The following is a 19,321-nucleotide window of genomic DNA, read 5'->3' as shown; positions in this document are numbered from 1 at the left end:
GTGCCGGACGCCGCCCTCGATCGGGTGAGGTGCCGGACCCGGGGACGGACGACTGCCAGTGTGACGACATGGGCGGCGGTGCGGGGCGCGTCATGACCGGGCTCGTGCGGGTCCTCGTCGTGTGCGCGGTGCTCGCGGCGGGGCTCGTGGCGACGACCGCGGCCGCGGCGCCCGGTGCGCAGGAGGCCGCGACCCCCGCGGGCATCACGATCTCCGGGCTCGACCTGCACGACGGCATGATCCTGCAGGCCGACGGGGCGTACCTGCTCTACGGGACGATGTACGGCTGCGGGTTCGCGTGGGGTGTCGCGTCGCCGTGGTGCGGGTTCGGCGTGTCCCGGGCGACGAGTCCGGCGGGCCCCTGGTCGGCGCCGACCCGGCTGTTCGCGCCCACCTCCGTGAGCCCGTTCCGGGGCGCGGTCTGGCAGACGATCTGCGGCGACTCGGGCGCGGGCTGCTTCAACCCGCGCATGGTGCACCGCACCGGCTGGGGTGCCGACGACGGCGCCTGGATCCTCTGGTTCAACGCCCCCGACGACTTCGCCCGCTCCCGCGCCAACGCCTACTACTCGATGGAGTTTGACCTCGGGGTGAAGAAGACCGACACCGGTACCTCGAGGACCCGGGCGACGGCTTCGAGGTCGTCGACGTCGAACGCCTGACGGCCGTCGAGGCGCTTCGCGACGAAGGACTGCGAGCGTCCGAGGGCGCGGGCGAGGCCGGCGCCTGACAGGCGGCGACGCGCGAGCCACGCACGGACCTCGTCGGCCACGTGCATGCGCAGTCCGTCGGAGCTACCGGTGGGCGCGGGGGCGGTCATGATGCCTGCCTTTCGTGCGGCTTTCATGTGCTGACCTGACGGTATTCGTGTCGAGACTAGTCGGTCAAGTGTTACTGACGCACGCATGATGTGTCGCAGCTTGCAATCAAGTCGCCATCGGACTAGAACTGTCCCTCATGCGCAACCCCCCGGACCCCATGGCGGGTCACATCCGAGCGGTGCTGGAGGGCGCGGGCCTCACGCAGACCGTCGTCGCCGAGGCCCTGGGCATCCAGCAGTCCGCGGTCAGCAAGCGGTACCGCGACAAGAGCGCATGGCCCGCCAGCGACCTCCGCGTCCTGGCCGAGCGCTTCGGCATCCCCATCACCGATTTCTACCCGGTGTCGTCCCCCGCAGAGGCGTCGTGACCGCCGACAACAAGAGCTGGAACAGCCCGCCCCAGCTCCTCACCCCCGCCGTCGAGAACACCCAGGCCGCCCGCGTCGCCCGACGACGCGCGTTCCGCCGCCAGTTCGAGTACGCGCACGAGGCCCGCGGCTACGTCCCGCAGACCTACAGGAACCAGCTCACCCCGACCCAGCAGCAGACCGTCGACGAGAACGCCTACCGCGACGACGACGGCAGCGAGTGGGGCGACGACCTCACCGCGTCCCTGCTCGACGTCATCGACCAGCACGCGAACGGCGAACGGGCCGGAGACCACCACAACTCCGGCCCGTTCTGACACCACCTGCACCCACGAGAAGCCACGAGGACACCTCACTCATGACCACCAAGAGCATCGCACACCCGATGCCGATCCCGACCCCTCCGCACGGGATTCCGCTCGTCACCGCGCCCCCGTCGGCTGTCCGGCCCCGCCCGGGCCGTCACCGTCTCGTCCGCCGCACGTGGTGGCAGCGGACCCTCGACGCCGTCACCGCCTGGGTGGTGTCGCCGTGATCCTCGCCGGGTTTCTGCGGGCCGTCGCCGACCGCCTCGACGGCGCGGACGCCCTCGACCGCCACGCGGCCGAGGCCGCCGCGCTGCTCGACGACCCGGCCGAGGTCGTCATCGCCGGGCCCGACCTCACCGACAACCAGCAGCTGCAGATGGCGGTCCACTTCCAGGAGACCCGCCGCGAGCTCCGGCGCTTCCAGCTGATGTACGGGAAGGCGTCCGCGACGATCGGCCACCTCCGCGGGCGCAACGCATTCCTCGCCGAGGAGCTGCTCGGCGCGCGGACGACGATCCGTCAGGCCCGCGCCGCGCTCGGCCTCGCGGCCGGAGAATCGCTGACCGAGGCGATCACCCAGGTCCGCGGGAACGCACGGACGCTCAAGGCCAAGCTCGCCGAGAAGAACGGGGCATCCGACGTCGACCGCGACGCCCTCGCCAACGAGCTGCTTCGCGCCTACACCGGCAACGACAGACTGCTGCACGGCACGGCACTCGGCTGGGGAGACGTCGCCGACCGCGCCATCGCCATTTTCACCGGCACCGAGGCGCACACGTGACCCGCGCCGCCGTCCTCGCCACCATCACCGGGCACCCCACCCGGCCCCGGCGGCTCAACTGCGACCACTGCGGCTCGATCGGCTGGCTTCACCTCGTCGACGACGAACTGCTCTGCGACACCTGCGACACACCATCCCGACGTCGGGATTTGCCGCGGGCCGTGCCCGCCCCCACCGCCGTCGTAGCCGTGATGGCCTGCGGGTCCTGCGGCACCGTCGTCGACCTCCACCAGCTCCGGTGGCGCAACCGGCGCACGCTCCACATCGGCTGCCAGTTCTGCACCCCGATGGAGGACCCGTGCCCGTGACCGCCGACTACCCCGGGCTCTACACCGACGTCGCCAGCTCCGCCCACGCGCTGCTCCAGTCCCACTCCTGGATCACCCGCGACCCCGACACGCGCGAGCTCCACCTCGTCGACCTCGACGCGATGACCCCCAGCCACCGCGCCCACCTCCTCGACTGGTTGCGCCGCAATGCCCACGTCATGCGCGGCCACGTTCACCGATCCATCAACCAGTCCCAGCGGTGGGGCGCGATCACCTGGGTCGAACGCGCCGAGCTGATCCGCGACCTCGAGGCCTACCCGCCCGAGGTGTGGATCGAGGACACGCCCCTCGTCCGCCGCCTCGTCCAGCTCGAACCGCCGGCCGCCCCACGTCGGGAACGGCAGCGCTGGCTCCCCGCCCGCCTCCGGAGGAACCGTTGAACCTCACCTATCCCGGCGACGTCCGCAACGTCGCCGTCGGCCGCGTCATGGGCCCTGACCTCCACGGCGGATTCGTCGTCGCCACCGCCGCCGAGTACGACCCGGGCACCGACAAGACCCGCGTCGCGTTCCGCCCCCTGCAGCCCGCCGAGCGCGAGCACGTCGTCGAGGGCACCGACGGCGCCCCTTGGCTCGGACAGATCGGAGTCGCCTGGTGAACACCTACGTCGGGCCCATCCGCCGCCGCCAGTACGGCCGCAGCGGCCACGGCTACATCGACGCCAACGGACTCAAGGTCCCCGGCGTCACCACCATCCTCAAGGCGCTCCCCAAGGACGCCCTCATCAACTGGGCCGCCAACGCCACCGCCGACGCCGCCGTCGACCGCTGGGACGAACTCGCCGCGCTCAAGCCCGCCGCCCGCCTCGCCACCCTCAAAAAGGCCCGCTACGAGGACCGCGACACCGCCGCCAACCGCGGCACCGAGGTCCACAACGCAGCGCAGCGCTACCTCCAAGGCGAGGAGATCGAACTCCCCGACGACATCGCCGGCCACGTCGAGTCCTACATCGCGTTCGTCGAGGACTGGCAGCCCGAACCGCTCCTCGTCGAAGCCGTCGTCATGAGCCACAAGTACGGCTACGCCGGCACCTGCGACCTCGCCGTCACCTTCGACGACCCCGCCATCATCGCCCGCCTCGCCGAGCAGATGCGCATGCCCGAACTCGTCGACCTCGACCGGCCCGTCGTCGGCATCGGCGACATCAAGACCAGCCGGTCCGGGATCTTCCCCGAGACCGCCTGGCAGGTGTGCGCCTACCGCTACGCCGACGTCTACATCGACGCCGCCGGAGCCGAGCAGCCCATGCCCGCCTTCGACTTCGCGTTCGCGCTGCACGTCCGCGCCGACGACTACGGCCTGCGCCCCCTCGTCGCCGGGCCCGAGCAGCTCCGCGAGTTCCTCTACATCCGCGAGGTCCACCGCGCCGTCGAGGAGACGTCCAAGGCCTACGTCGGCGAGGAGCTCACCCCCGGGCGCCGGCTCAAGCGCCGCCGCCTCGAGGTTGTCGAGGAGCCCGCCCCCACGACCGCGCGCCGCCGCGCGAAGGAAGGACAGCCCGCATGAGCGCCGAGCTCGACCACTACCAGACCCCACAGGCCCCGGTCATCCCGATCACCGGCGGGCAGCTCGTCGCACCGCTGCCCCCGGCGAACGACGTCGACGGCTGGATCCAGGTCGTCGCGCAGGTCGCGCACCTGGCCGAGCGCATCGCCGACACTGACTTCGTCCCCGACGCCCTGCGCCGCAAGCCCGCCGCGATCACCGCGGCGATCCTGTCCGGCCGGGAGATGGGCGTCGCGCCGATGACGGCGCTCGCCCACATCAACGTCATCAAGGGCAAGCCCGGCCAGGACGCGCTCCTCATGCGCGCCCTCGTCCTCGCCGCCGGACACCAGATCGAATACGGCGACTGCTCCGACACCCGCGCCCTCGTCCGCGGGAAGCGCCGCGGCGAAGAGACCTGGACCGAGGTCGTGTTCACCGCCGACCAGGCCCGCCGCGCGAAGATCGACCTCGGCGGCTACCCCGAGGACAAGCTCATCGCCCGCGCGACGTCGCGGCTGTGCCGCCGCAAGTTCGCCGACGTGATCTCAGGCCTGTCCTACACGCTCGAGGAGCTCCAGGACGGCGACACCGAGTTCCTCGTCGGCGACGAGCAGTCAGCCGCGCTCCCGGCCGGAGGCGACGAGGCACCCGCGCCGGCGCCCAGGACCGCGCAGCGCGCCACACGCCGAAAGGCAGCACCGAAGACCCCCGCGGCCGCAACCGGCGGCGGCACGGCCGCGGGAACGGGCGCGGCGGCCCCGAGTTCGGCGGGGCCGCCGCTGCCCGGTGAGGACGGCTACGACCAGCCCGCCGACGAGCCGGCCGACCGCGACCCGAACCGGCCGTCGAGCACCGAGCAGAACCGCCTCATGCACGCGCTGTTCCGTAAGGCCGAGCTCGGCGGCCAGGACGACCGCGACGACCGGCTCCGCCTCACCGGCCTCCTGCTCAAGCGCCAGCTCGACACGTCGAAGGGCCTGACCGTCGCCGACGCCTCGCTCGTCATCGACGCCCTGTCCCAGCTGGAGAGCAGCGGGCACCCCGACGGCCTGGCTGGCGCCGCGGCGGACCTGCTCACTGCGGACGACGTCCGGCGCGAGGAGGCAAACCTCGCAGCCGAGGAGCAGCAGGAGGCGGCCGAGCAGGACGCCGCGAACGACGACGCCCGGACCGAGTCGTGATCCCCGGCGTGCAGATCGCCGGCCACACCGGCCGCGTCGTCATCGAACCCATCGCCTCCACCGACGGCAAAGCCGCCGTCTGGCTCCGCCCACCCGACGAACGCGCCACCTGCGTGTGGCTCACCGCCGCCCAGCTCCGCCACCTCGGCGAGATCGCCACCGAGCGCGCCGACTACCTCACCGCGAACGCCCCCTACGTCTGCCAGATCGAAGCCCTCACCGACCCGGCACCCGAGCCGGCTCCGCCCGCGCGCACCTGGCGGTCGCGGCTCCGCGACGCCCTCGGGTTCCCCACCACGCCCGAGCCCAACGCATGACCGGCCGACCCCCACCCGGCCGCGTCCTCCCCAGGCCCGCCGGCCACGCACCAGCACGACGTCGACGACGCGACCCCATCCCGTACGAGCTCACCGACCTCGCCCGCGCCGCGCTCGCCCAACCCCCGAAGGGACACACCCCATGAGCGACAAGCCCGACCCCGACGAGACGTTCGTCCGGTTCACCGGCATGAAGGCCGCCGCGATCGTCGAGGAGCTCCCCACCCTCGGCGGCCGGATGCGGTTCTCCGGCATCGCCGAGTGCGTCAAGGAACCCCACCACGAGCTCATGGCCGACGGGCACCACCGCCCGGTCGTCGGGATGAAGGTGATCGAGGTGGAGCTCGGCGAGGTGACGCCGGCGCCCGAGGGCGACCCGCAGCTGCCGTACGACGCCGACACCGAGGAGATCGGCTGATGGCCGCGCAGCGCTACCGGAAGCGGCCCGTCGAGGTCGACGTCGCCGGCCCCCTCACGCCGGAGAACCGTGACGAGATCGCCGCCTGGTGCAACGGGAAGGCCGAGGAGGCGAAGGTCGCCGGGCCCGGTCGCGGGCTCGTCACCGCTGTCGTCATCCACACCCTCGAAGGCGACATGAGGGCGTCCTACGGCGACTACGTGATCCGCGGGGTGAAGGGCGAGCACTACCCGTGCAAGCCCGCGATCTTCGCCGAGACCTACGAGGCCGTCGCGCAGGAGTGACCCGACGTCGGCGCGCCAGCCCTCGCGGCGCGCCGACGGTGCCGCCCCGGTGCCCCGGGAGCAGCACCACCCGGCCGGGCGTCACTTCCCCTCCGACGCCCGGCCGGGCACCACCGCCGACACTGACCCTCCAACACCACCGAGGAGGACCCCATGGCCGTCACGAAGCGTCTCCGCTACGAAATCCTGCGCCGCGACAACCACGCCTGCCGCTACTGCGGAGCGACCGCCCCCGACGTGAAGCTCACCATCGACCACGTCGTCCCCACCGCCCTCGGCGGCACCGACGAGCCGACGAACCTCGTAACCGCGTGCGCACCCTGCAACAGCGGCAAGAGCGCCAGCAACCCCGATGCGCCCCTTGTCGCGAACGTCGCCGACGACGCCGTCCGCTGGGCCGCAGCCATGCGTCGCGCCGCCGAGATGCAGGCCGTTGAGCGCCACGACGAGCACACCTACGTGCACACGTTCACCGAGCGGTGGCAGGAGTGGCACGGCCGCGATGGCGAGCCGTTCCTCGCCATCACCGGCGAGCACATCCCGTCCCTGCTCAACTTCCGTCGCGCCGGCCTCTCGCTCGACGACCTGGCCTACGCCACCGGTGTGGCCATGAACGCCACCCAGGTGCCGCAGGGCCGCCTCTGGCGCTACTTCTGCGGCATCTGCTGGCGCCTCATCGAGGAGCGGCGCGAGATCGCCGCGTCGCTCATTCAAGCCGAGGAGGCCTCACCCGATGGCACGTGAGCACGCCCGGATCCTGTGCTCCATCTGGCGCCCCGGGGACGACTTCCGTGATCGCTCCCCGGAGGCCCAGCGCCTGTACTTCCTGATCGTCTCCCAGCGCGAGCTCAACAACGCCGGCGTCATCCCGCTCATGGTGTCGAAATGGGCCCGCTGCTCCGCCGGCACCACCGTCGACGACGTCGAGGACGCCCTCGCCGAGCTCGAGCAGAGCCGCTATGTCGTCGTCGACCGCGAGACCGACGAGGTCCTCGTCCGCACGTTCATCCGGAACGACGGCGTCGCGAAGCAGCCCAACATCCTCAAGTCCGCGCTCCGCATCGCCCGCCAGATCGAGTCCCAGACGATCCGCGACGCCCTTGCCCGCGAGCTGACCCGCATCCCCTCCCGCGACGCCTTCGACACGGCCGTGGAGATCGCTCCGGCCGTCGTCCAGCGCCACACCGACAACCCTTCGGGAAAGGGTTCCGCAGACCCTTCCGTAGACCTTTCGGCGAACCCTTCCCACGGACCCGCAGCGAACCCTTCCCGCGGACCCGAGACGAACCCTTCGCCCAGCCCTGCGGGGAGGGGAGGGGGTAGGGGAAGGGGGAAGGGGTCTAGTTCCGTAGGTGGTTCCGTTGGGGGGACGCGCGAGCGCGCAACCACACCCCCCGCCGAACCGAACCTCGATCCGAACAACCCGCGCTGCGCCGACCACGCCGCGATCCCCGCGACCGAACGCGGCCCCGACTGCCGCGCCTGCCAGGCCGTCCGCCGCGAGGTCCAGGAGCACGTCGCCGACGACGTCCTCGCCGAGACCGCCCGCCGCGCCGCGTGGCGCGCCGAGGTCGACGCCTGCGACGAGTGCGACGAGAACGGCAAGCGCCAGCTCGACGACGGATCGCTGACCACCCACCACCCGCATCCGAGCGCACGCCGGGAGGCGTCGTGAACCTCGAGTGCGCCAAGGACCGCGACCGCGCGATGACCGTGCCGTGCGCGTACTGCCTCGCCCAGGCCGGCGAGCCGTGCGTGCGGAAGGGCACCGACGAGGTCCTCGCGAACCTGCCTGCACACGTCTCGCGCCTGTCCGACGCCGGCGTCGTACACGCGCCCCTCGACTCCCGGGAGTACACCCGTGGCTGACTCCGCGCCCACCACCTGCAACTACTGCCGAGCCGAGATCATCTGGCTCACCACCAGCACCGACAAGCGCATGCCCGTCGACGCCCGCCCCGACCCCGAGCGCGGGAACGTCCTGCGCCAGGGCGACCGCGCCGGCGTCCTAGGCAAGAACCAGGCCGCCGCGGCCCGCGCGCAGGGCACGCCGCTGCGCACACACCACGCCGTGACCTGCCCGTACGCGTCGGCGTGGAACGGCCCGCGAGGAGCCCGCCGTGCCTGACGACGTCCCGCCCTGCTCCGGCTGCCGCAGCGCGCTCTGCCCCGACTGCAGCCCCACCATGCGCATCCCCGGCATCCGCATCGACCCGCCCACCGCCCCGATCGGGATCCGGCCCGAGTGGCTCCCCGGCCAGTGGCAGCCCGCCCCGCCGACCAACGGCCACGACCACGAGCTGAACCAGGCCATCGACGACGGCGGCCAGGTCCTGCGCATCGCCGCGGCCACGTGCTCGCTCGCCGTGCTCGTGTCGACAGGCGGCCTCTGGGCCACCGGGAACCTGCTGTGGCTCCTCGGGATCATGCCGGGCGCGGTGATCGCCGCGGCGGTCGTCGTCGGGCTGGCCGAGCTGGTCAGGCGGCGGCGATGAGCGGGCCTGTGAGCGTCGCCGCGTTCATCACCGGTATGCCGACCCTGGGCACCCCCCGTTCGGGGTTGCGTAACGCTGTTGGGGGGTCGCAATGAGCCCCCACGTTCTCGGCCTCGACCCGTCCTTGACCGGATTCGGCGTCGCTCGCTACACCGAGACCCAGCGCATCGACACCTGGGTCAAGGGCACCGACTCGCTCCCCAAGGACGCCCCGATCCTCGCCAGCTCCGCCCGCATCGAGGTCCTCTACCGCTGGCTGTTCCGGTCCGAGGCGAACCTCGTCAACGCCAACACCGTCCTCGCGATCGTCGAAGAACCGCTCAAGGCCACCCACGGCGGCGCCGGCCTCGGGAAGCCCATCGAACGGCACTGGCTGTTCGGCCGGATCATCGACGGCTTCCGGCTCCGCGACATTCCCGTCGCCGTCATCAACCCGACCTGGGTGAAGATGTACATCGCCGGCCACGGCCGCGCCGACAAGGGCACCGTGAAGCGCGCGGTCGCCGCATCCTGGCCCGGGCAGGGCCTCGGTCGGATCGGTGACAACGAGGCCGACGCGGTCACGCTCGCCGCGATGGGCGCGGACTGGCTCGGCTGGGACGGGCCGTGGCTCGACGGCCGGCGCGGTGTCGACTGGCTGAAGAAGGCGAACTGGCCCGAGCGCGAGTCGGTGCGCGCATGACCGCCGAGTCGAGCTGGGCCCTGATCGTCGACGGCGGCCGAGCTCACCGAGTCCAGCCCGCCGGCGGAGACGGCTACTGGCGCTGCGGCTGCGGCGTCATCGTCAACCGCGAGCCCACCCCCGCCCCGAGCCCCGACCACCCCCGCTGCGGGAAGTGCGTCCGACAGCTCGAGGGCAGCCAGGCCAACCGCCCCATCATCAACGGAGGTCGTCGGTGACCGCCTCGCTGGACCCGGACGTGGTCGACGCCCTCGACGCCGGCCTGCGCTGGCTGTTCGACACCGAGCAACCCGACAACGCCCTCGCACCGTTCGCCGCCAGCCTCGACGCCGCCGAACGCCACCTCACGTTCAACCCGGCCTGGCACCCCATCGGACAGCCCGCGCGTCCCCGCATCTGGCTGTCCACCTGGCCGATCACCGAGCTGTCCGACCGCGAGCTCGTCGCGTTCAAGCGGGCGCTCGCCGCCCGCGTGCCCGTGCACTCGACCCCGGCCCGCGACGGCTGGCTCCTCGCCCGCGACGCCCACCCGTCGCTGCTCGCCGCGGTCGGCCGCCACTACGACCCCGGCTGCCCCGAGCACGGGAACCGCCAGTGCGAGCTGCGTGATGACTGCCCGTGGCGACCCGAGGGCCGGGCCGCGCTCCGTCCGCCGGCCGTCGTGGGCCGGCCTGTCCAGCTCGCGCTGTTCGCCGCATGACCACCACGGAGACCCCGATGACCACGACGCCCGCCCCGCCGGCGCCCCTGTACCCCTGCGACCGCTGCTCCGAGGTCCGCCCCGTCTACCCGTACCGGCCCGGTGAGCTGCTGTGTCGCCCGTGCCGGGACGCGGCCCGCCATGCCGAGAGGAACCCACGATGACCACCACACCCGACGCGTCCCGGGACAGGCCGTGGACGTGCCCGATCTGCACGAACAGCCCGTGCACGTGCGAGGGGAAGCGGTGACCGCCCCGACCCCGGACGAGGCCGCCGCACCCGTCACCCGCACGTTTCGCGCGGCAGTCGCCATGGCTCAGACCGAGCAGAAGCCGCTGACACTCCACGACGTGAACGGGCTGGCGCGGCTGCTCGCCGCCTTCGATCGCTGCACCACCGAGCGTGACGCTCTCCGCGCCGAGGTGGAGCGGGCGCGTGACCGAGAGCAGGCCGTGCGCGGCGCAGCCCGTCAACTCCTCGACGCCCTCACCTCGGAGCCCGTCTTCACCCACCGCGAGATCGCCGAGAGCGAGCGCCGGACACACCAGGCAGTCACGAGCCTCCGCGCCGCTCTGGGCCCTGTCGAGACCCCGCAGGAGGACAAGTGATGACCGAGCAGACACCGGGCAACCTGCCGCCGCTGGTGGAGATGGACTGCTACGACGCCATCGAGATCGTCGCGGCCCGACCTGATGCTGCGTCCCGGCTCCTGGCGGAGAACGCCCGCCGGGTGGCTGACCTGTGGAACGACCCGCCGGGCTCGATGTGGCCTAGGGAAGAGGCTGCGCGGGCGTTCCCGGAGCTGGCTGAGGCGCTGTACGAACTGCTGGGAGGTGGCCCCTGTGGCTGACCGGACCTCGAACGTCGACCGGGCGCTCAAGATGCAGGAGGGCTCGGTGTTGGCCCGTGAGGTGCTGCAGCTGCGTGCCCGGGAGCAGGCCGCCCGCCCCGTACTCGACGCCGCCGCGGCATGGCTCGCGCACATGGACGGGTTCCGCGACTTCCGCGGCAACGTGGGCACCGGCCCGGAGCGGCGTCTCGTCGACGCGGTCGACGCTTACCGTGCGGCAACCGAAGACGATTACCTCCCGACCTGCCCTGAGTGTGGCCACGATTCGGACCACAGTGGCGGCGCGTGCATGTGGTACTCCGACGAGCTGGTCAACGGCGAGTCTGTGCAGCGGACGTGTGGGTGCACGGGTTCCGCCGAGGCGGGCGCCGGTGAGCACGACACCGACGGGGTGCACCGCGACGACGTCTACCCAGACGTCACGCGGGCCCTGCTGCGAATCGACGCCGAGGCAGGCGCCCCGGCCGCCGAACCCGCGCCGCCTCTGCAGATGCGCCGCATGCACCTCGCCTGGTCCATCGCCCGCGGCGACCACACCGCCGACTCGGTCATCCGCAGCGAGAGCAGCACGCGGCCCGTCCCGGACGATGAGCGGCTGCAGTACGTGCGGGCCGAGCTGAGGTGCCGAGGCCGCCAGTACGGCAAGGCGTCGGAGACGATCGGGCACCTTCGAAACGAGATCGCCGCACTCCGGGCTGGGGCGGGCGCCCCCGAACCCGCGCAGGACGACGAGCCCGACTGGGCCGCCCTCTTCGCCAAGCACATCCACGACGACACGTTCCGCGAGGCGTTCCACCGAGCCGAGCGGGAGTACGACGACACCCACTGCTCGTGCGGCGGGGATCGCTGGGTCGATGACCAGAACTGGGAGCCCGCGTTCCGCGGTGATCGACGGCAGCCCGGCGGCCCGGGGCGGCTGCCGTGTGGGTTCTGCAACGAGGGCGGCTGGGACGTCGCCGACTGCGTCGCGCTCGCTGCTGGTGCGCCGCAGTCCCCGACCGAGGAGACCTGATGGGTTACATCCACCGCGCACACCACTGCCCGAAGCCCTCGGACGGGCGGAGCGGCGACATCTGGGAGTGCGACGAGTGCCGCCGGCAATGGCAGATGACGATCCTCGGCTGGCTGCCCCACGTCCCCAAGCCCGCGCCGCAGCCGGACGTGACGACATGAGCGCGCAGGCCCACCTCGACCACCCGGACGACTTCCACTGGTTCAAGGGCGAAGGGCCACGCACCGTCATGGGCCCCTGCCCGCACACAACCTGCCGGCACCACGCCCAGTCCGTCATCGCGTGGGGCCCCGACCTGACCCGCTACGAGCTGGTCACCTGCGATGTCGACGAGCACTGCGCCGGGAACTGCCGAGCCTGGACGGACGGCTCCGCTCGCTCGACCTCGCCGTGGCTGCAGGTCGCCGCGCTGGCTGGGTCGGCCGACGACACCCGCGAGGAGACCTGATGAGACCCGGAACGAAGTGGGCGATGCTGCTCGCAGACATCACCCACTGGATCAGCGACCTGCTGCCCGGCGTGATCTGCGACCTCGCCCACGAGAACGACCGGCCCCGATGCACGTGGCGTGACCTGCGAGGTAGCGATGTCTGACGACGGGCACGAAGACCACGCCGAGCTGGTCATGCCGTTCGTCGTCGTCGCATCCAAGGGCGGCCCGTTCGACGACGATGCCTACACCGCGGGCTACGAGATGGGACTGCTCGACGCGGCTCTCGCGGCAGGTGGCATCGCCATCGGGCAACGAACGCTCCGCGAGGAGAACCGCGCCCAGGCCGACCTGATCGCGATGCGGCACGGCTACGTCGCCGAGTTCCAGCACTCGGATGTAGAGGGCTGGGTGTACATGCGCTTCACGCGGCCTGAGGCCGACGACACCCGCGAGGGGACGACATGAGGCTCACCCTCTGGCTCCTCGGCACCGAGGTCCTCACCATCAGCACCGACCGAGCCGACCCCGACCAACCCGACGACGACCACCACATCCGCCACGACGGCGCCTTCGAGATCGGGTTCCGGACCACACCGGGCTGGCTGTCCGACGTCGAGGCCCGGCTCCAGCGCCACCCCCCGGGTCCTCGCAGATGACCCCCCGCCGGCGCTCACCACTACCCCCCGGGTGGCCGAAGCTCCGCCGCCACGTCCTCGACCGCGACGGCGAGCGCTGCCAGCTCCGGCTCGCGGGCTGCACCGGCAAGGCCACCGAGGTCCACCACACCCGAGCCCATGACGACCACCGACCCGAGCACCTCGCCTCCGCCTGCACCCGATGCCACGCCACCGTCACCGGACAAGACGCCATCGCCGCACGACACAAGCTCCAACGCCGGCCAACCACCCAACACCCAGGAGTCCGACCATGACCGAACAGCAGCACGCCATCGAGCAGGCCGAGCCGATCGCCGAGCAGCATGATGACGCAGGCAACCTCGTCGTCATCCTCACCGACGGCACCGTCCTCACCTGGCCCGCTAAGAGGACAGCGTTCGTCCACAAGGCGAGTGGCTCACTCCATCTCTATCCCTGGGACGCCGGGACCAACACCCGGAGCGAGGAGATCATCGCCATCTTCGCCCCGGGCCAGTGGGCAACGATGTACGACGACCAGCACCTCGCGAGCTGACCCAGGGGGGCCGCCCCCCGCCCCCGGCCACCGCCCACTCGGTAGGCATAGCCGCTCCGGCCCCGTACGCCTGGGGCAACGCCTGGGGGCAATGCCCCGGCCCGATTAGCATTCTGGATGTCCTGTTTCGGTGGGCACGCCCTTGGAGGTTCTCGAATGGCCACGATTCCGAAGCCTGCGGAGCAGCGGCAGCGCCGAAACAAGCGGGTCGTCGACACGCCCCCGGTCGCACCGCCGGAATCGGCGGTACCGCGGCGGGCGTCGGAATGGCGGCGGGCTTCGTCGAAATGGCACACGGCTGCGCGGGACTGGTATCTGTCGTTGCGCGATTCGGGGCAGTCGTTCTATTACCAGCCGTCGGATCGGATGGCGGCGTGGTTCGTGGCGGAGCAGATGTCGCGGGCGTTGCTGGATCCGGAGACGAAGGCGTCGGGCTATGACTCGGTGATGCGCGGCATGGAGCAGTTGCTGTGCACGGAGCGGTCGCGGCGGCAGGCGCATGTGGAGCTCGCGCCGCCGGGGGCGTCGTCGCGGCCGCCGGCGGGCGCGGGGTCGGCGGGGGAGCGGCGGGCGGCTGAGGTGGACGCGGGGATCGCGCATCTCGACGACGCGCGGCGCCGGCTGGCCGGGTCCTGAGCCCGGCGTGCTGGAGCCGCTCGACACGCTCCCGCCGGGCATCCCGGACCTGACGCTGGGGTGGGGTGTGCTGGAGTGGGCCGCCGGGGCCCAGCACGGGGAGCCGCTGTTCTACGTCCCGGACGGGGAGCTGGCGGGCCTGCCGATGGCGCTGACGGACTACCAGATCCGGTTCGTGCTGTGGTGGTACGCGCTGGACGAGCACGCGCGCTGGTTGTACCGGGCGGCGCTGGTGCGGCTGGCGCGCGGCACGATCAAGTCCCCGACGGGCGGGTTCCTGTCGCTGGCGGAGCTGTGCGGGCCGGTGCGGTTCGCCGGGTGGGACCCGGACGTGCCGGGCGGCGCGCGGGGGAAGCCGGTGTCGATGCCGCTGGTGCAGCTGTCGGCGGTGTCGGCGGCGCAGGTCGGGAACACGTGGAACTACGTGGCGGCGTGGACGGCGCGGGGGACGCCGCTGCAGCGGTTCTACAACCTGGACCCGGGGCAGGAGCGGATCTATCTGCCGGCGGCGCCGGGCATCGCGGGTGGTGCGTTGCGGCGCACGACGACGTCGCCGTCGACGGCGCGTGGCGGTCGGCCGACGTTTGTCCTCGCCGACGAGCTGTCGGAGTGGACGGTGTCGAACCACGGGCAGGACTTCTATGGGGTGCTGTCGGACAACGCGGCGAAGGTGCCGGGGGCGCGGGTGCTGGGGCTGGCGAACGCGCCGGAGCCGGGTTCGGGGTCGGTGGCTGAGGACCTGTGGGAGGCGTGGTCGGCGGAGCAGGAGGGCCGGACGCGTGGCCGTCAGCGGTTGCTGATGGTGGTGCGGGAGGCGCCGGCGGACACGGATTGGTCGGACCCGGAGTCGATCCGGGCGGCGCTGCACACGATCTATCACGACTGCCCGTGGGTGGATCAGGAGCAGATCCTGGAGCAGGTGCTCGACCCGCGGCGGCCGATCGAGCAGTCGCAGCGGGAGTTCGGGAACTGGCGGGTGTCGAGCTACAGCACGTGGGTCGCGGCGCAGGCCTACGACGCGTGCGCGGACCCGGAGGTCGTCGTCGAGGACGGCGAGGAGATCGCGCTGGGGTTGGACCCGTCGGAGTCCGACGACGCGACGGCGCTGGTCGCGTGCCGCATCTCGGACGGGTTCTCGTGGCCGATCTGGATTCACGAGCCGCGGTTCGCCGGCGCCCCGGTCGACGTGGCGGAGCTGGACTACTGGGTGACGCAGGCGCACGAGCGGTACCGGGTGTGCGCGTTGTGGTCGGACGTGCGGCCGATGGAGCAGTTGGTGCGGGTGGAGTGGCCGGGCCGGTGGGGCGCGGGCTATGACGCGCCGGCGACTCCGGCTTCGCAGGGCTCGCCGTCGGACCCGATCGCGTTCGACATGCGCCGCCACATCTACCGGTTCGCGTTGGGGGCGGAGCTGGTGGCGTCGGAGATCGAGCAGGGGACGCTGGTGCATTCGGGGGACCGGGTGATGGCCCGGCACGTCTACTCGGCGTGGCGGCGCCCGTATCGGGATCGGGTGTCGATCGGGAAGGGCCCGGACCGGGACCGGAAGGTGGATGCGGCGGTGTCGTTGGTGATCGCGAGGATGGCGCGGCGGGCGGTGTTGGAGTCGAAGTCGTACAAGAAGCGGCACCGCTCGCGGGCGGTCGTGGTCCTCGGGTGATGGGAGAGTGGCGTGGTGAGCGAGCTGATCGAGTGGTTGTCCGCGTGTCTGGATGACGACGAGCGTGCCGCCAAGCTGATGGCCGAGTTCTATCCCGGGACGTGGGAGATCGCGGATCGGGGCTGGATGGCTCGGGTTGTCGCTGACGGCCCGTCGTTTTGGGAGGTGACGCGGCTAGAGCAGTGGCCGACGATGCCGACCGGCGCTGACGCCGCGACGTTGGGCCAGATCATCGACCATGTCGAGCGCTGGCAGCCGGATCGCGTGTTGGCCGAGGTCGCAGCCAAGCGCCGGATCCTCGCCCTGTACACCGGTCCGGCTGACTTCCCGGACTGGGATGGGGGTTACACGTCTGCCATGGGCGACGTGCTGCGGGCCCTCGCGCTGCCCTACGCGGCGCGGGACGGTTACCGCGACGAATGGCGGCCCGTTGACGAGGAAGCCAGCACGGGGTGAGGCTGGCTCGGTGACCGCCGCGCTGCCCCGCACCGACGCCCAGGTCCTCGACCGCATCGAGGCCGACGCCCTCGCCTACGGCGGCGAGGAGTTCCTCGCCGAGGTCCGCGACGAGGCCGCGGCGTGGGCGCTGGAGCACGACGACCCGGCGCGCTGGTCCGCGTACCTCGGTGTGGCGTGGCAGCTCGTCGACGCCCACCGCGCCGAGCTCGTCGGGCAGCTCGTCCCGACCCCCGACGGGAAGTGGCGGACCGTGACGCCCGCGCGCTGCCCCGCCGGGCACTCGTGGGACCACCAGAAGGTGTCCCCGCTCGTGTCGTCGTGGCTGCCGTGCCGCGGGCCGGACCATCGCGGGCATCACCGCGTGCGCTGTGTCGCCGACGTCGGCGGCCGCGAGTGCGGGGAGATCGTGGTGTTCCCCGACACCGTCGAGGGCTGCTCGTTCGTGGGCATCGGCGAAGGGGAAGGATGACGGCCGTGAGCGAGGAGCAGCCCGGCGCGGTCCCGACGGTGCGGGACCGGCTTGTGTCGGCAGGCCTGTCCGCGGGCCGGATCGAGCGTCACCTGCAGACCGGCCGGATCGCGGTCGACGGGGAGCCGGTCAAGGACCTCGACGCCCCTGCTCCGATGCCCGGGCGCATTACGATCCTCGGATCGTGACCGGCGGGGGTCGCCCCCAGGTAAGTCCAGACCGCAGGAAGGGGCACAACGGGAGGTCTGGCGCCCCCACCGCCGGTCCGTAGGATCGGGCCCAGATCCGCCCCTCGGTGGGCTCCCGGCGCCCCGGTGGCCGCGCACCGAAAGGGCGCCCAGCGTGGCCGACCTCGACGTCCTGCGTGGCCTGATCGAGAAGATCTCCGACGGCGCGACCGAACGCCGCCGCCTCAACGCCTACTACGACGGCGAGAAGCGCCTCGAAGCTCTCGGCATCACCCTGCCGCCGGAGATGCGCCGGCTCGCCGTCGTCGTGAACTGGCCCCGCCTCGCGATCCGCAGCCTCGAGGAGCGGCTCGACGTCGAGGGGTTCCGCCTCGCGGGGGAGCCCCGGGTGTCGGAGCGGCTGTGGGAGTGGTGGCAGGCGAACAACCTTGACACCCGCGGCCCGCTCGGGCACAAGGAGGCCCTCGTCACCGGCGACGCCTACATCGTCGTCGGGCGCCGGGACGGGGACGACGAGACCCCGCTGATCACCGTGGAGTCCGGGGCGCACCTGCACGCCGACATCGACCCGGGCACGGGCGAGGTCCGGTCAGCGGGTCGGGTGTACGCGGCCGACGACAACGGGGTGCCGCAGCGGGCGGCGCTGTACCTGCCCGACGTCACGCTGCTCTACGAGCTCCGGGCGGGGTCCGGGTTCCGTGAGGTCGACGCGGTCGAGCACGAGCTCGGCACGGTGCCGGTGGTGCCGATGCTGCACGCGGACCGTCTGGACGACGTCGGGGGCCGCTCGGACATGCTCGACATCATCGGGCTGACCGACGCCTGCTGCCGCACCCTCACGAACCTCGGTGGCGCGCAGGAGCTGCTCGCCGTGCCGCAGCGGTACGTGCTCGGCGCGACGGCGGGCGACTTCCAGAACACCGACGGCACCGCGAAGACGGCGTGGGAGGCCTACATCGGCCGGATCCTCGCCCTCGGCAACGAGGACGCGAAGGTCGGCCAGTTCACCGCCGCGGACCTGCGGAACTTCACCGAGGTCATCAACCAGTACAGCAAGCTCGTCTCCGCGATGACCGGGCTGCCGCCCCACTACCTCGGCTACTCCACGGAGAACCCCACGAGCGCGGACGCGATCCGGTCGTCGGAGTCGCGGCTGGTGAAGCGCGCGGAGCGGGTCGGTACCCAGTTCGCCGATGCGTGGGAGTCGGCGCTGCGGATCGCGCTGCGCTGGATCGACGACACCGACGACGTGCCCCGGTTGGAGACCCGCTGGCGGGACCCGTCGACGCCGACGTTCGCGGCGAAGGCCGACGCCGTCACGAAGCTCGTGCAGGCCGGGATCATCCCGAAGGAGGCCGCGTGGGATGCCCTCGGCTACTCCCAGGAGCAGCAGGCTCACTACGCGCAGCTCATGGCGTCCGACCCGCTCGCCGCGCTGATCCGGTCCGTGGGCGCCGACGGCGCCCAGCAGCCGGCCGCGGTGGCTGCGGCGCCGGCGACCGTCGAGGAGTGACGCGGGGTGCCGCTCATCGAGCTCCGCCGCCAGCAGGACCTGATCAGCCAGGAAGCGACCCAGCTGCTGCTGCCGATCCTGCTGCGCGGTGCCGAGGCCGAGCTGCCCGACGCGGGGTGGGTGCGGCTGGCGACGATGCTCTACCCGCAGCTGGTGGGGTGGCGTGGGCAGTCCGCGTCGATCGCCTACCTCGCCGCCCGGGCGGTGCTGCCGGGTGCGTCGCGGCCGCCGGCGCTGCCGTATGAGCTGCCGTGGACGGTGAAGGCGCTGCAGAAGACCCTGTTCGGGGTGCCGCGGAACACGCCGGGCTGGTCCCCGGCGAAGGTCGCCGCCGACGGCACGGCGCGGCTGGTGCGCCACGTCGAGCAGGCTGGGCGGGAGACCACGATCCAGGTGTCGGCGGCGGCGACGACGAAGACCCGGTGGGCGCGGGTGTCGGACGGGTCGCCGTGCGCGTTCTGCGCGCTGATGATCTCCCGTGGGCCGGTCTATCACTCCGACGCTGCGGGGGCGGGCGGGTTCCGCGCGCACGATAGGGACCGGTGTGTGGCGGTGCTGGTGCCGAAGGGGTCGCGTGATTGGCCGGGCCGCGATGAATACGAGCGGGTCAGCGAAATCTATGCCGATTCGACCAGTGGGCAATCCGGTAAGGACGCGGTGAATGCATTTCGGCGCGCATGGGAGCGCCCTGCTGAGTGAAGTAGTATTTGCTGGTCGCTAGCGGTGCCGAATGGCCGC

39 protein-coding genes are annotated in these 19,321 nt (G+C 72.1%); 37 read left to right on the top strand and 2 right to left on the bottom strand.

Translation table 11 applies throughout. The features are described 5' to 3' along the window. Window positions 1–68 precede the first annotated feature (68 nt). Window positions 69–662, top strand: a complete 594-nt coding sequence (locus AB7F12_RS15905) for a hypothetical protein (RefSeq protein WP_428500657.1) — start codon at window positions 69–71, stop codon at window positions 660–662. Here the strand turns inward: AB7F12_RS15905 and AB7F12_RS15900 are convergent. Further along, window positions 566–778: a helix-turn-helix domain-containing protein gene (locus AB7F12_RS15900; RefSeq protein ID WP_428516713.1), complete on the bottom strand. Its 213-nt coding sequence runs from the start codon at window positions 776–778 to the stop codon at window positions 566–568. The two genes, AB7F12_RS15905 and AB7F12_RS15900, sit on opposite strands and share 97 nt — an antisense overlap. Window positions 779–957: 179 nt before the next feature. On the opposite strand from AB7F12_RS15900, the gene AB7F12_RS15895 reads away from it, so the two are divergent. The 28 genes from AB7F12_RS15895 to AB7F12_RS15760 all read left to right on the top strand — a co-directional run bounded on the left by AB7F12_RS15895 (window position 958) and on the right by AB7F12_RS15760 (window position 13,123). Beyond that, the gene (locus AB7F12_RS15895) at window positions 958–1,188 is read left to right on the top strand and encodes a helix-turn-helix domain-containing protein (protein ID WP_428500659.1); all 231 of its coding nucleotides are present in this window, start codon (window positions 958–960) and stop codon (window positions 1,186–1,188) included. Further along, a complete protein-coding gene (locus tag AB7F12_RS15890) occupies window positions 1,185–1,505 on the top strand; it encodes a hypothetical protein (RefSeq protein ID WP_428500660.1) in 321 nt (106 codons plus the stop codon). The genes AB7F12_RS15895 and AB7F12_RS15890 overlap by 4 nt, the downstream gene beginning before the upstream one ends. 41 nt (window positions 1,506–1,546) lie before the next feature. After that, window positions 1,547–1,723, top strand: coding sequence for a hypothetical protein (locus AB7F12_RS15885; protein ID WP_428500661.1), 177 nt, complete (start codon window positions 1,547–1,549; stop codon window positions 1,721–1,723). Further along, window positions 1,720–2,277 carry a hypothetical protein gene (locus tag AB7F12_RS15880; protein ID WP_428500662.1) on the top strand — a complete coding sequence of 186 codons (558 nt, stop codon included), beginning with the start codon at window positions 1,720–1,722 and terminating at the stop codon, window positions 2,275–2,277. Before AB7F12_RS15885 ends, AB7F12_RS15880 begins: the two co-directional genes overlap by 4 nt. Continuing rightward, window positions 2,274–2,585, top strand: a complete 312-nt coding sequence (locus tag AB7F12_RS15875) for a hypothetical protein (protein WP_428500663.1) — start codon at window positions 2,274–2,276, stop codon at window positions 2,583–2,585. The genes AB7F12_RS15880 and AB7F12_RS15875 overlap by 4 nt, the downstream gene beginning before the upstream one ends. Further along, complete coding sequence (locus AB7F12_RS15870; protein ID WP_428500664.1) at window positions 2,582–2,986, top strand: hypothetical protein; 405 nt, start codon at window positions 2,582–2,584, stop codon at window positions 2,984–2,986. The genes AB7F12_RS15875 and AB7F12_RS15870 overlap by 4 nt, the downstream gene beginning before the upstream one ends. Then, entirely contained in the window at window positions 2,983–3,204 is a 222-nt protein-coding gene (locus tag AB7F12_RS15865; protein WP_428500665.1) for a hypothetical protein, read from the top strand. The genes AB7F12_RS15870 and AB7F12_RS15865 overlap by 4 nt, the downstream gene beginning before the upstream one ends. Beyond that, window positions 3,201–4,112 carry a hypothetical protein gene (locus tag AB7F12_RS15860; protein ID WP_428500666.1) on the top strand — a complete coding sequence of 304 codons (912 nt, stop codon included), beginning with the start codon at window positions 3,201–3,203 and terminating at the stop codon, window positions 4,110–4,112. The genes AB7F12_RS15865 and AB7F12_RS15860 overlap by 4 nt, the downstream gene beginning before the upstream one ends. Continuing rightward, window positions 4,109–5,275, top strand: a complete 1,167-nt coding sequence (locus AB7F12_RS15855) for a hypothetical protein (RefSeq protein ID WP_428500667.1) — start codon at window positions 4,109–4,111, stop codon at window positions 5,273–5,275. The genes AB7F12_RS15860 and AB7F12_RS15855 overlap by 4 nt, the downstream gene beginning before the upstream one ends. Then, a complete protein-coding gene (locus tag AB7F12_RS15850) occupies window positions 5,272–5,592 on the top strand; it encodes a hypothetical protein (protein ID WP_428500668.1) in 321 nt (106 codons plus the stop codon). The genes AB7F12_RS15855 and AB7F12_RS15850 overlap by 4 nt, the downstream gene beginning before the upstream one ends. Window positions 5,593–5,734: 142 nt before the next feature. Further along, a complete protein-coding gene (locus tag AB7F12_RS15845) occupies window positions 5,735–6,010 on the top strand; it encodes a hypothetical protein (RefSeq protein ID WP_428500669.1) in 276 nt (91 codons plus the stop codon). Beyond that, window positions 6,010–6,294 (top strand): hypothetical protein, encoded by a 285-nt coding sequence (locus tag AB7F12_RS15840; protein WP_428500670.1) that lies wholly within the window; start codon window positions 6,010–6,012, stop codon window positions 6,292–6,294. The genes AB7F12_RS15845 and AB7F12_RS15840 overlap by 1 nt, the downstream gene beginning before the upstream one ends. Before the next feature lie 153 nt (window positions 6,295–6,447). Next, on the top strand, window positions 6,448–7,038 hold the full coding sequence (locus AB7F12_RS15835; RefSeq protein WP_428500671.1) for an HNH endonuclease: 591 nt from the start codon (window positions 6,448–6,450) through the stop codon (window positions 7,036–7,038). Continuing rightward, window positions 7,028–7,969: a hypothetical protein gene (locus AB7F12_RS15830; RefSeq protein WP_428500672.1), complete on the top strand. Its 942-nt coding sequence runs from the start codon at window positions 7,028–7,030 to the stop codon at window positions 7,967–7,969. The genes AB7F12_RS15835 and AB7F12_RS15830 overlap by 11 nt, the downstream gene beginning before the upstream one ends. Further along, a complete protein-coding gene (locus AB7F12_RS15825; RefSeq protein ID WP_428500673.1) occupies window positions 7,966–8,163 on the top strand; it encodes a zinc finger domain-containing protein in 198 nt (65 codons plus the stop codon). Before AB7F12_RS15830 ends, AB7F12_RS15825 begins: the two co-directional genes overlap by 4 nt. Beyond that, on the top strand, window positions 8,156–8,422 hold the full coding sequence (locus AB7F12_RS15820) for a hypothetical protein (protein WP_428500674.1): 267 nt from the start codon (window positions 8,156–8,158) through the stop codon (window positions 8,420–8,422). The genes AB7F12_RS15825 and AB7F12_RS15820 overlap by 8 nt, the downstream gene beginning before the upstream one ends. After that, on the top strand, window positions 8,415–8,789 hold the full coding sequence (locus AB7F12_RS15815; RefSeq protein WP_428500675.1) for a hypothetical protein: 375 nt from the start codon (window positions 8,415–8,417) through the stop codon (window positions 8,787–8,789). Before AB7F12_RS15820 ends, AB7F12_RS15815 begins: the two co-directional genes overlap by 8 nt. Before the next feature lie 91 nt (window positions 8,790–8,880). Beyond that, complete coding sequence (locus AB7F12_RS15810) at window positions 8,881–9,471, top strand: hypothetical protein (RefSeq protein ID WP_428500676.1); 591 nt, start codon at window positions 8,881–8,883, stop codon at window positions 9,469–9,471. Next, complete coding sequence (locus tag AB7F12_RS15805) at window positions 9,468–9,689, top strand: hypothetical protein (protein WP_428500677.1); 222 nt, start codon at window positions 9,468–9,470, stop codon at window positions 9,687–9,689. Before AB7F12_RS15810 ends, AB7F12_RS15805 begins: the two co-directional genes overlap by 4 nt. Beyond that, window positions 9,686–10,171 (top strand): hypothetical protein, encoded by a 486-nt coding sequence (locus tag AB7F12_RS15800; RefSeq protein WP_428500678.1) that lies wholly within the window; start codon window positions 9,686–9,688, stop codon window positions 10,169–10,171. Before AB7F12_RS15805 ends, AB7F12_RS15800 begins: the two co-directional genes overlap by 4 nt. 246 nt (window positions 10,172–10,417) lie before the next feature. After that, window positions 10,418–10,780 (top strand): hypothetical protein, encoded by a 363-nt coding sequence (locus AB7F12_RS15795; RefSeq protein WP_428500679.1) that lies wholly within the window; start codon window positions 10,418–10,420, stop codon window positions 10,778–10,780. Continuing rightward, window positions 10,780–11,022 carry a hypothetical protein gene (locus tag AB7F12_RS15790; RefSeq protein WP_428500680.1) on the top strand — a complete coding sequence of 81 codons (243 nt, stop codon included), beginning with the start codon at window positions 10,780–10,782 and terminating at the stop codon, window positions 11,020–11,022. Before AB7F12_RS15795 ends, AB7F12_RS15790 begins: the two co-directional genes overlap by 1 nt. Continuing rightward, the gene (locus AB7F12_RS15785) at window positions 11,015–12,034 is read left to right on the top strand and encodes a hypothetical protein (protein ID WP_428516700.1); all 1,020 of its coding nucleotides are present in this window, start codon (window positions 11,015–11,017) and stop codon (window positions 12,032–12,034) included. The genes AB7F12_RS15790 and AB7F12_RS15785 overlap by 8 nt, the downstream gene beginning before the upstream one ends. Continuing rightward, a complete protein-coding gene (locus AB7F12_RS15780) occupies window positions 12,034–12,195 on the top strand; it encodes a hypothetical protein (protein WP_428500344.1) in 162 nt (53 codons plus the stop codon). Before AB7F12_RS15785 ends, AB7F12_RS15780 begins: the two co-directional genes overlap by 1 nt. Then, entirely contained in the window at window positions 12,192–12,482 is a 291-nt protein-coding gene (locus AB7F12_RS15775; RefSeq protein WP_428500345.1) for a hypothetical protein, read from the top strand. The genes AB7F12_RS15780 and AB7F12_RS15775 overlap by 4 nt, the downstream gene beginning before the upstream one ends. Then, window positions 12,482–12,628, top strand: coding sequence for a hypothetical protein (locus AB7F12_RS15770; protein ID WP_428500346.1), 147 nt, complete (start codon window positions 12,482–12,484; stop codon window positions 12,626–12,628). The genes AB7F12_RS15775 and AB7F12_RS15770 overlap by 1 nt, the downstream gene beginning before the upstream one ends. Then, complete coding sequence (locus AB7F12_RS15765; protein WP_428500347.1) at window positions 12,621–12,932, top strand: hypothetical protein; 312 nt, start codon at window positions 12,621–12,623, stop codon at window positions 12,930–12,932. Before AB7F12_RS15770 ends, AB7F12_RS15765 begins: the two co-directional genes overlap by 8 nt. Further along, window positions 12,929–13,123: a hypothetical protein gene (locus AB7F12_RS15760; protein ID WP_428500348.1), complete on the top strand. Its 195-nt coding sequence runs from the start codon at window positions 12,929–12,931 to the stop codon at window positions 13,121–13,123. The genes AB7F12_RS15765 and AB7F12_RS15760 overlap by 4 nt, the downstream gene beginning before the upstream one ends. 20 nt (window positions 13,124–13,143) lie before the next feature. Here the strand turns inward: AB7F12_RS15760 and AB7F12_RS15755 are convergent, their stop codons facing one another. Further along, window positions 13,144–13,311 (bottom strand): hypothetical protein, encoded by a 168-nt coding sequence (locus AB7F12_RS15755; protein WP_428516698.1) that lies wholly within the window; start codon window positions 13,309–13,311, stop codon window positions 13,144–13,146. 83 nt (window positions 13,312–13,394) lie between these two features. Here AB7F12_RS15755 and AB7F12_RS15750 point away from each other — a divergent pair, with 83 nt between their 5' ends. The 8 genes from AB7F12_RS15750 (at window position 13,395) to AB7F12_RS15715 (ending at window position 19,282) form a co-directional block, all read left to right on the top strand. Beyond that, window positions 13,395–13,658: a hypothetical protein gene (locus AB7F12_RS15750; RefSeq protein ID WP_428500350.1), complete on the top strand. Its 264-nt coding sequence runs from the start codon at window positions 13,395–13,397 to the stop codon at window positions 13,656–13,658. Between the two features lie 156 nt (window positions 13,659–13,814). Then, window positions 13,815–14,294 (top strand): hypothetical protein, encoded by a 480-nt coding sequence (locus AB7F12_RS15745; RefSeq protein ID WP_428500351.1) that lies wholly within the window; start codon window positions 13,815–13,817, stop codon window positions 14,292–14,294. A 7-nt stretch (window positions 14,295–14,301) separates the two neighbouring features. Then, entirely contained in the window at window positions 14,302–15,954 is a 1,653-nt protein-coding gene (locus tag AB7F12_RS15740; RefSeq protein ID WP_428500352.1) for a hypothetical protein, read from the top strand. 15 nt (window positions 15,955–15,969) lie between these two features. Next, window positions 15,970–16,410 (top strand): DUF6221 family protein, encoded by a 441-nt coding sequence (locus AB7F12_RS15735; protein WP_428500353.1) that lies wholly within the window; start codon window positions 15,970–15,972, stop codon window positions 16,408–16,410. A gap of 10 nt (window positions 16,411–16,420) precedes the next feature. Beyond that, entirely contained in the window at window positions 16,421–16,882 is a 462-nt protein-coding gene (locus tag AB7F12_RS15730) for a hypothetical protein (RefSeq protein WP_428500354.1), read from the top strand. 5 nt (window positions 16,883–16,887) lie between these two features. Beyond that, a complete protein-coding gene (locus tag AB7F12_RS15725; RefSeq protein WP_428500355.1) occupies window positions 16,888–17,070 on the top strand; it encodes a hypothetical protein in 183 nt (60 codons plus the stop codon). A gap of 154 nt (window positions 17,071–17,224) precedes the next feature. Then, window positions 17,225–18,583, top strand: coding sequence for a phage portal protein (locus tag AB7F12_RS15720; protein ID WP_428500356.1), 1,359 nt, complete (start codon window positions 17,225–17,227; stop codon window positions 18,581–18,583). A 6-nt stretch (window positions 18,584–18,589) separates the two neighbouring features. Then, window positions 18,590–19,282: a hypothetical protein gene (locus tag AB7F12_RS15715; protein WP_428500357.1), complete on the top strand. Its 693-nt coding sequence runs from the start codon at window positions 18,590–18,592 to the stop codon at window positions 19,280–19,282. The last annotated feature ends 39 nt before the right edge of the window (window positions 19,283–19,321 follow it).

The organism is Pseudonocardia sp., from assembly GCF_050250275.1.
GTDB lineage: Bacteria > Actinomycetota > Actinomycetes > Mycobacteriales > Pseudonocardiaceae > Pseudonocardia.
Note: the sequence above shows the minus strand (reverse complement) of the source record. Positions and strands in the feature narration are given on the sequence as shown.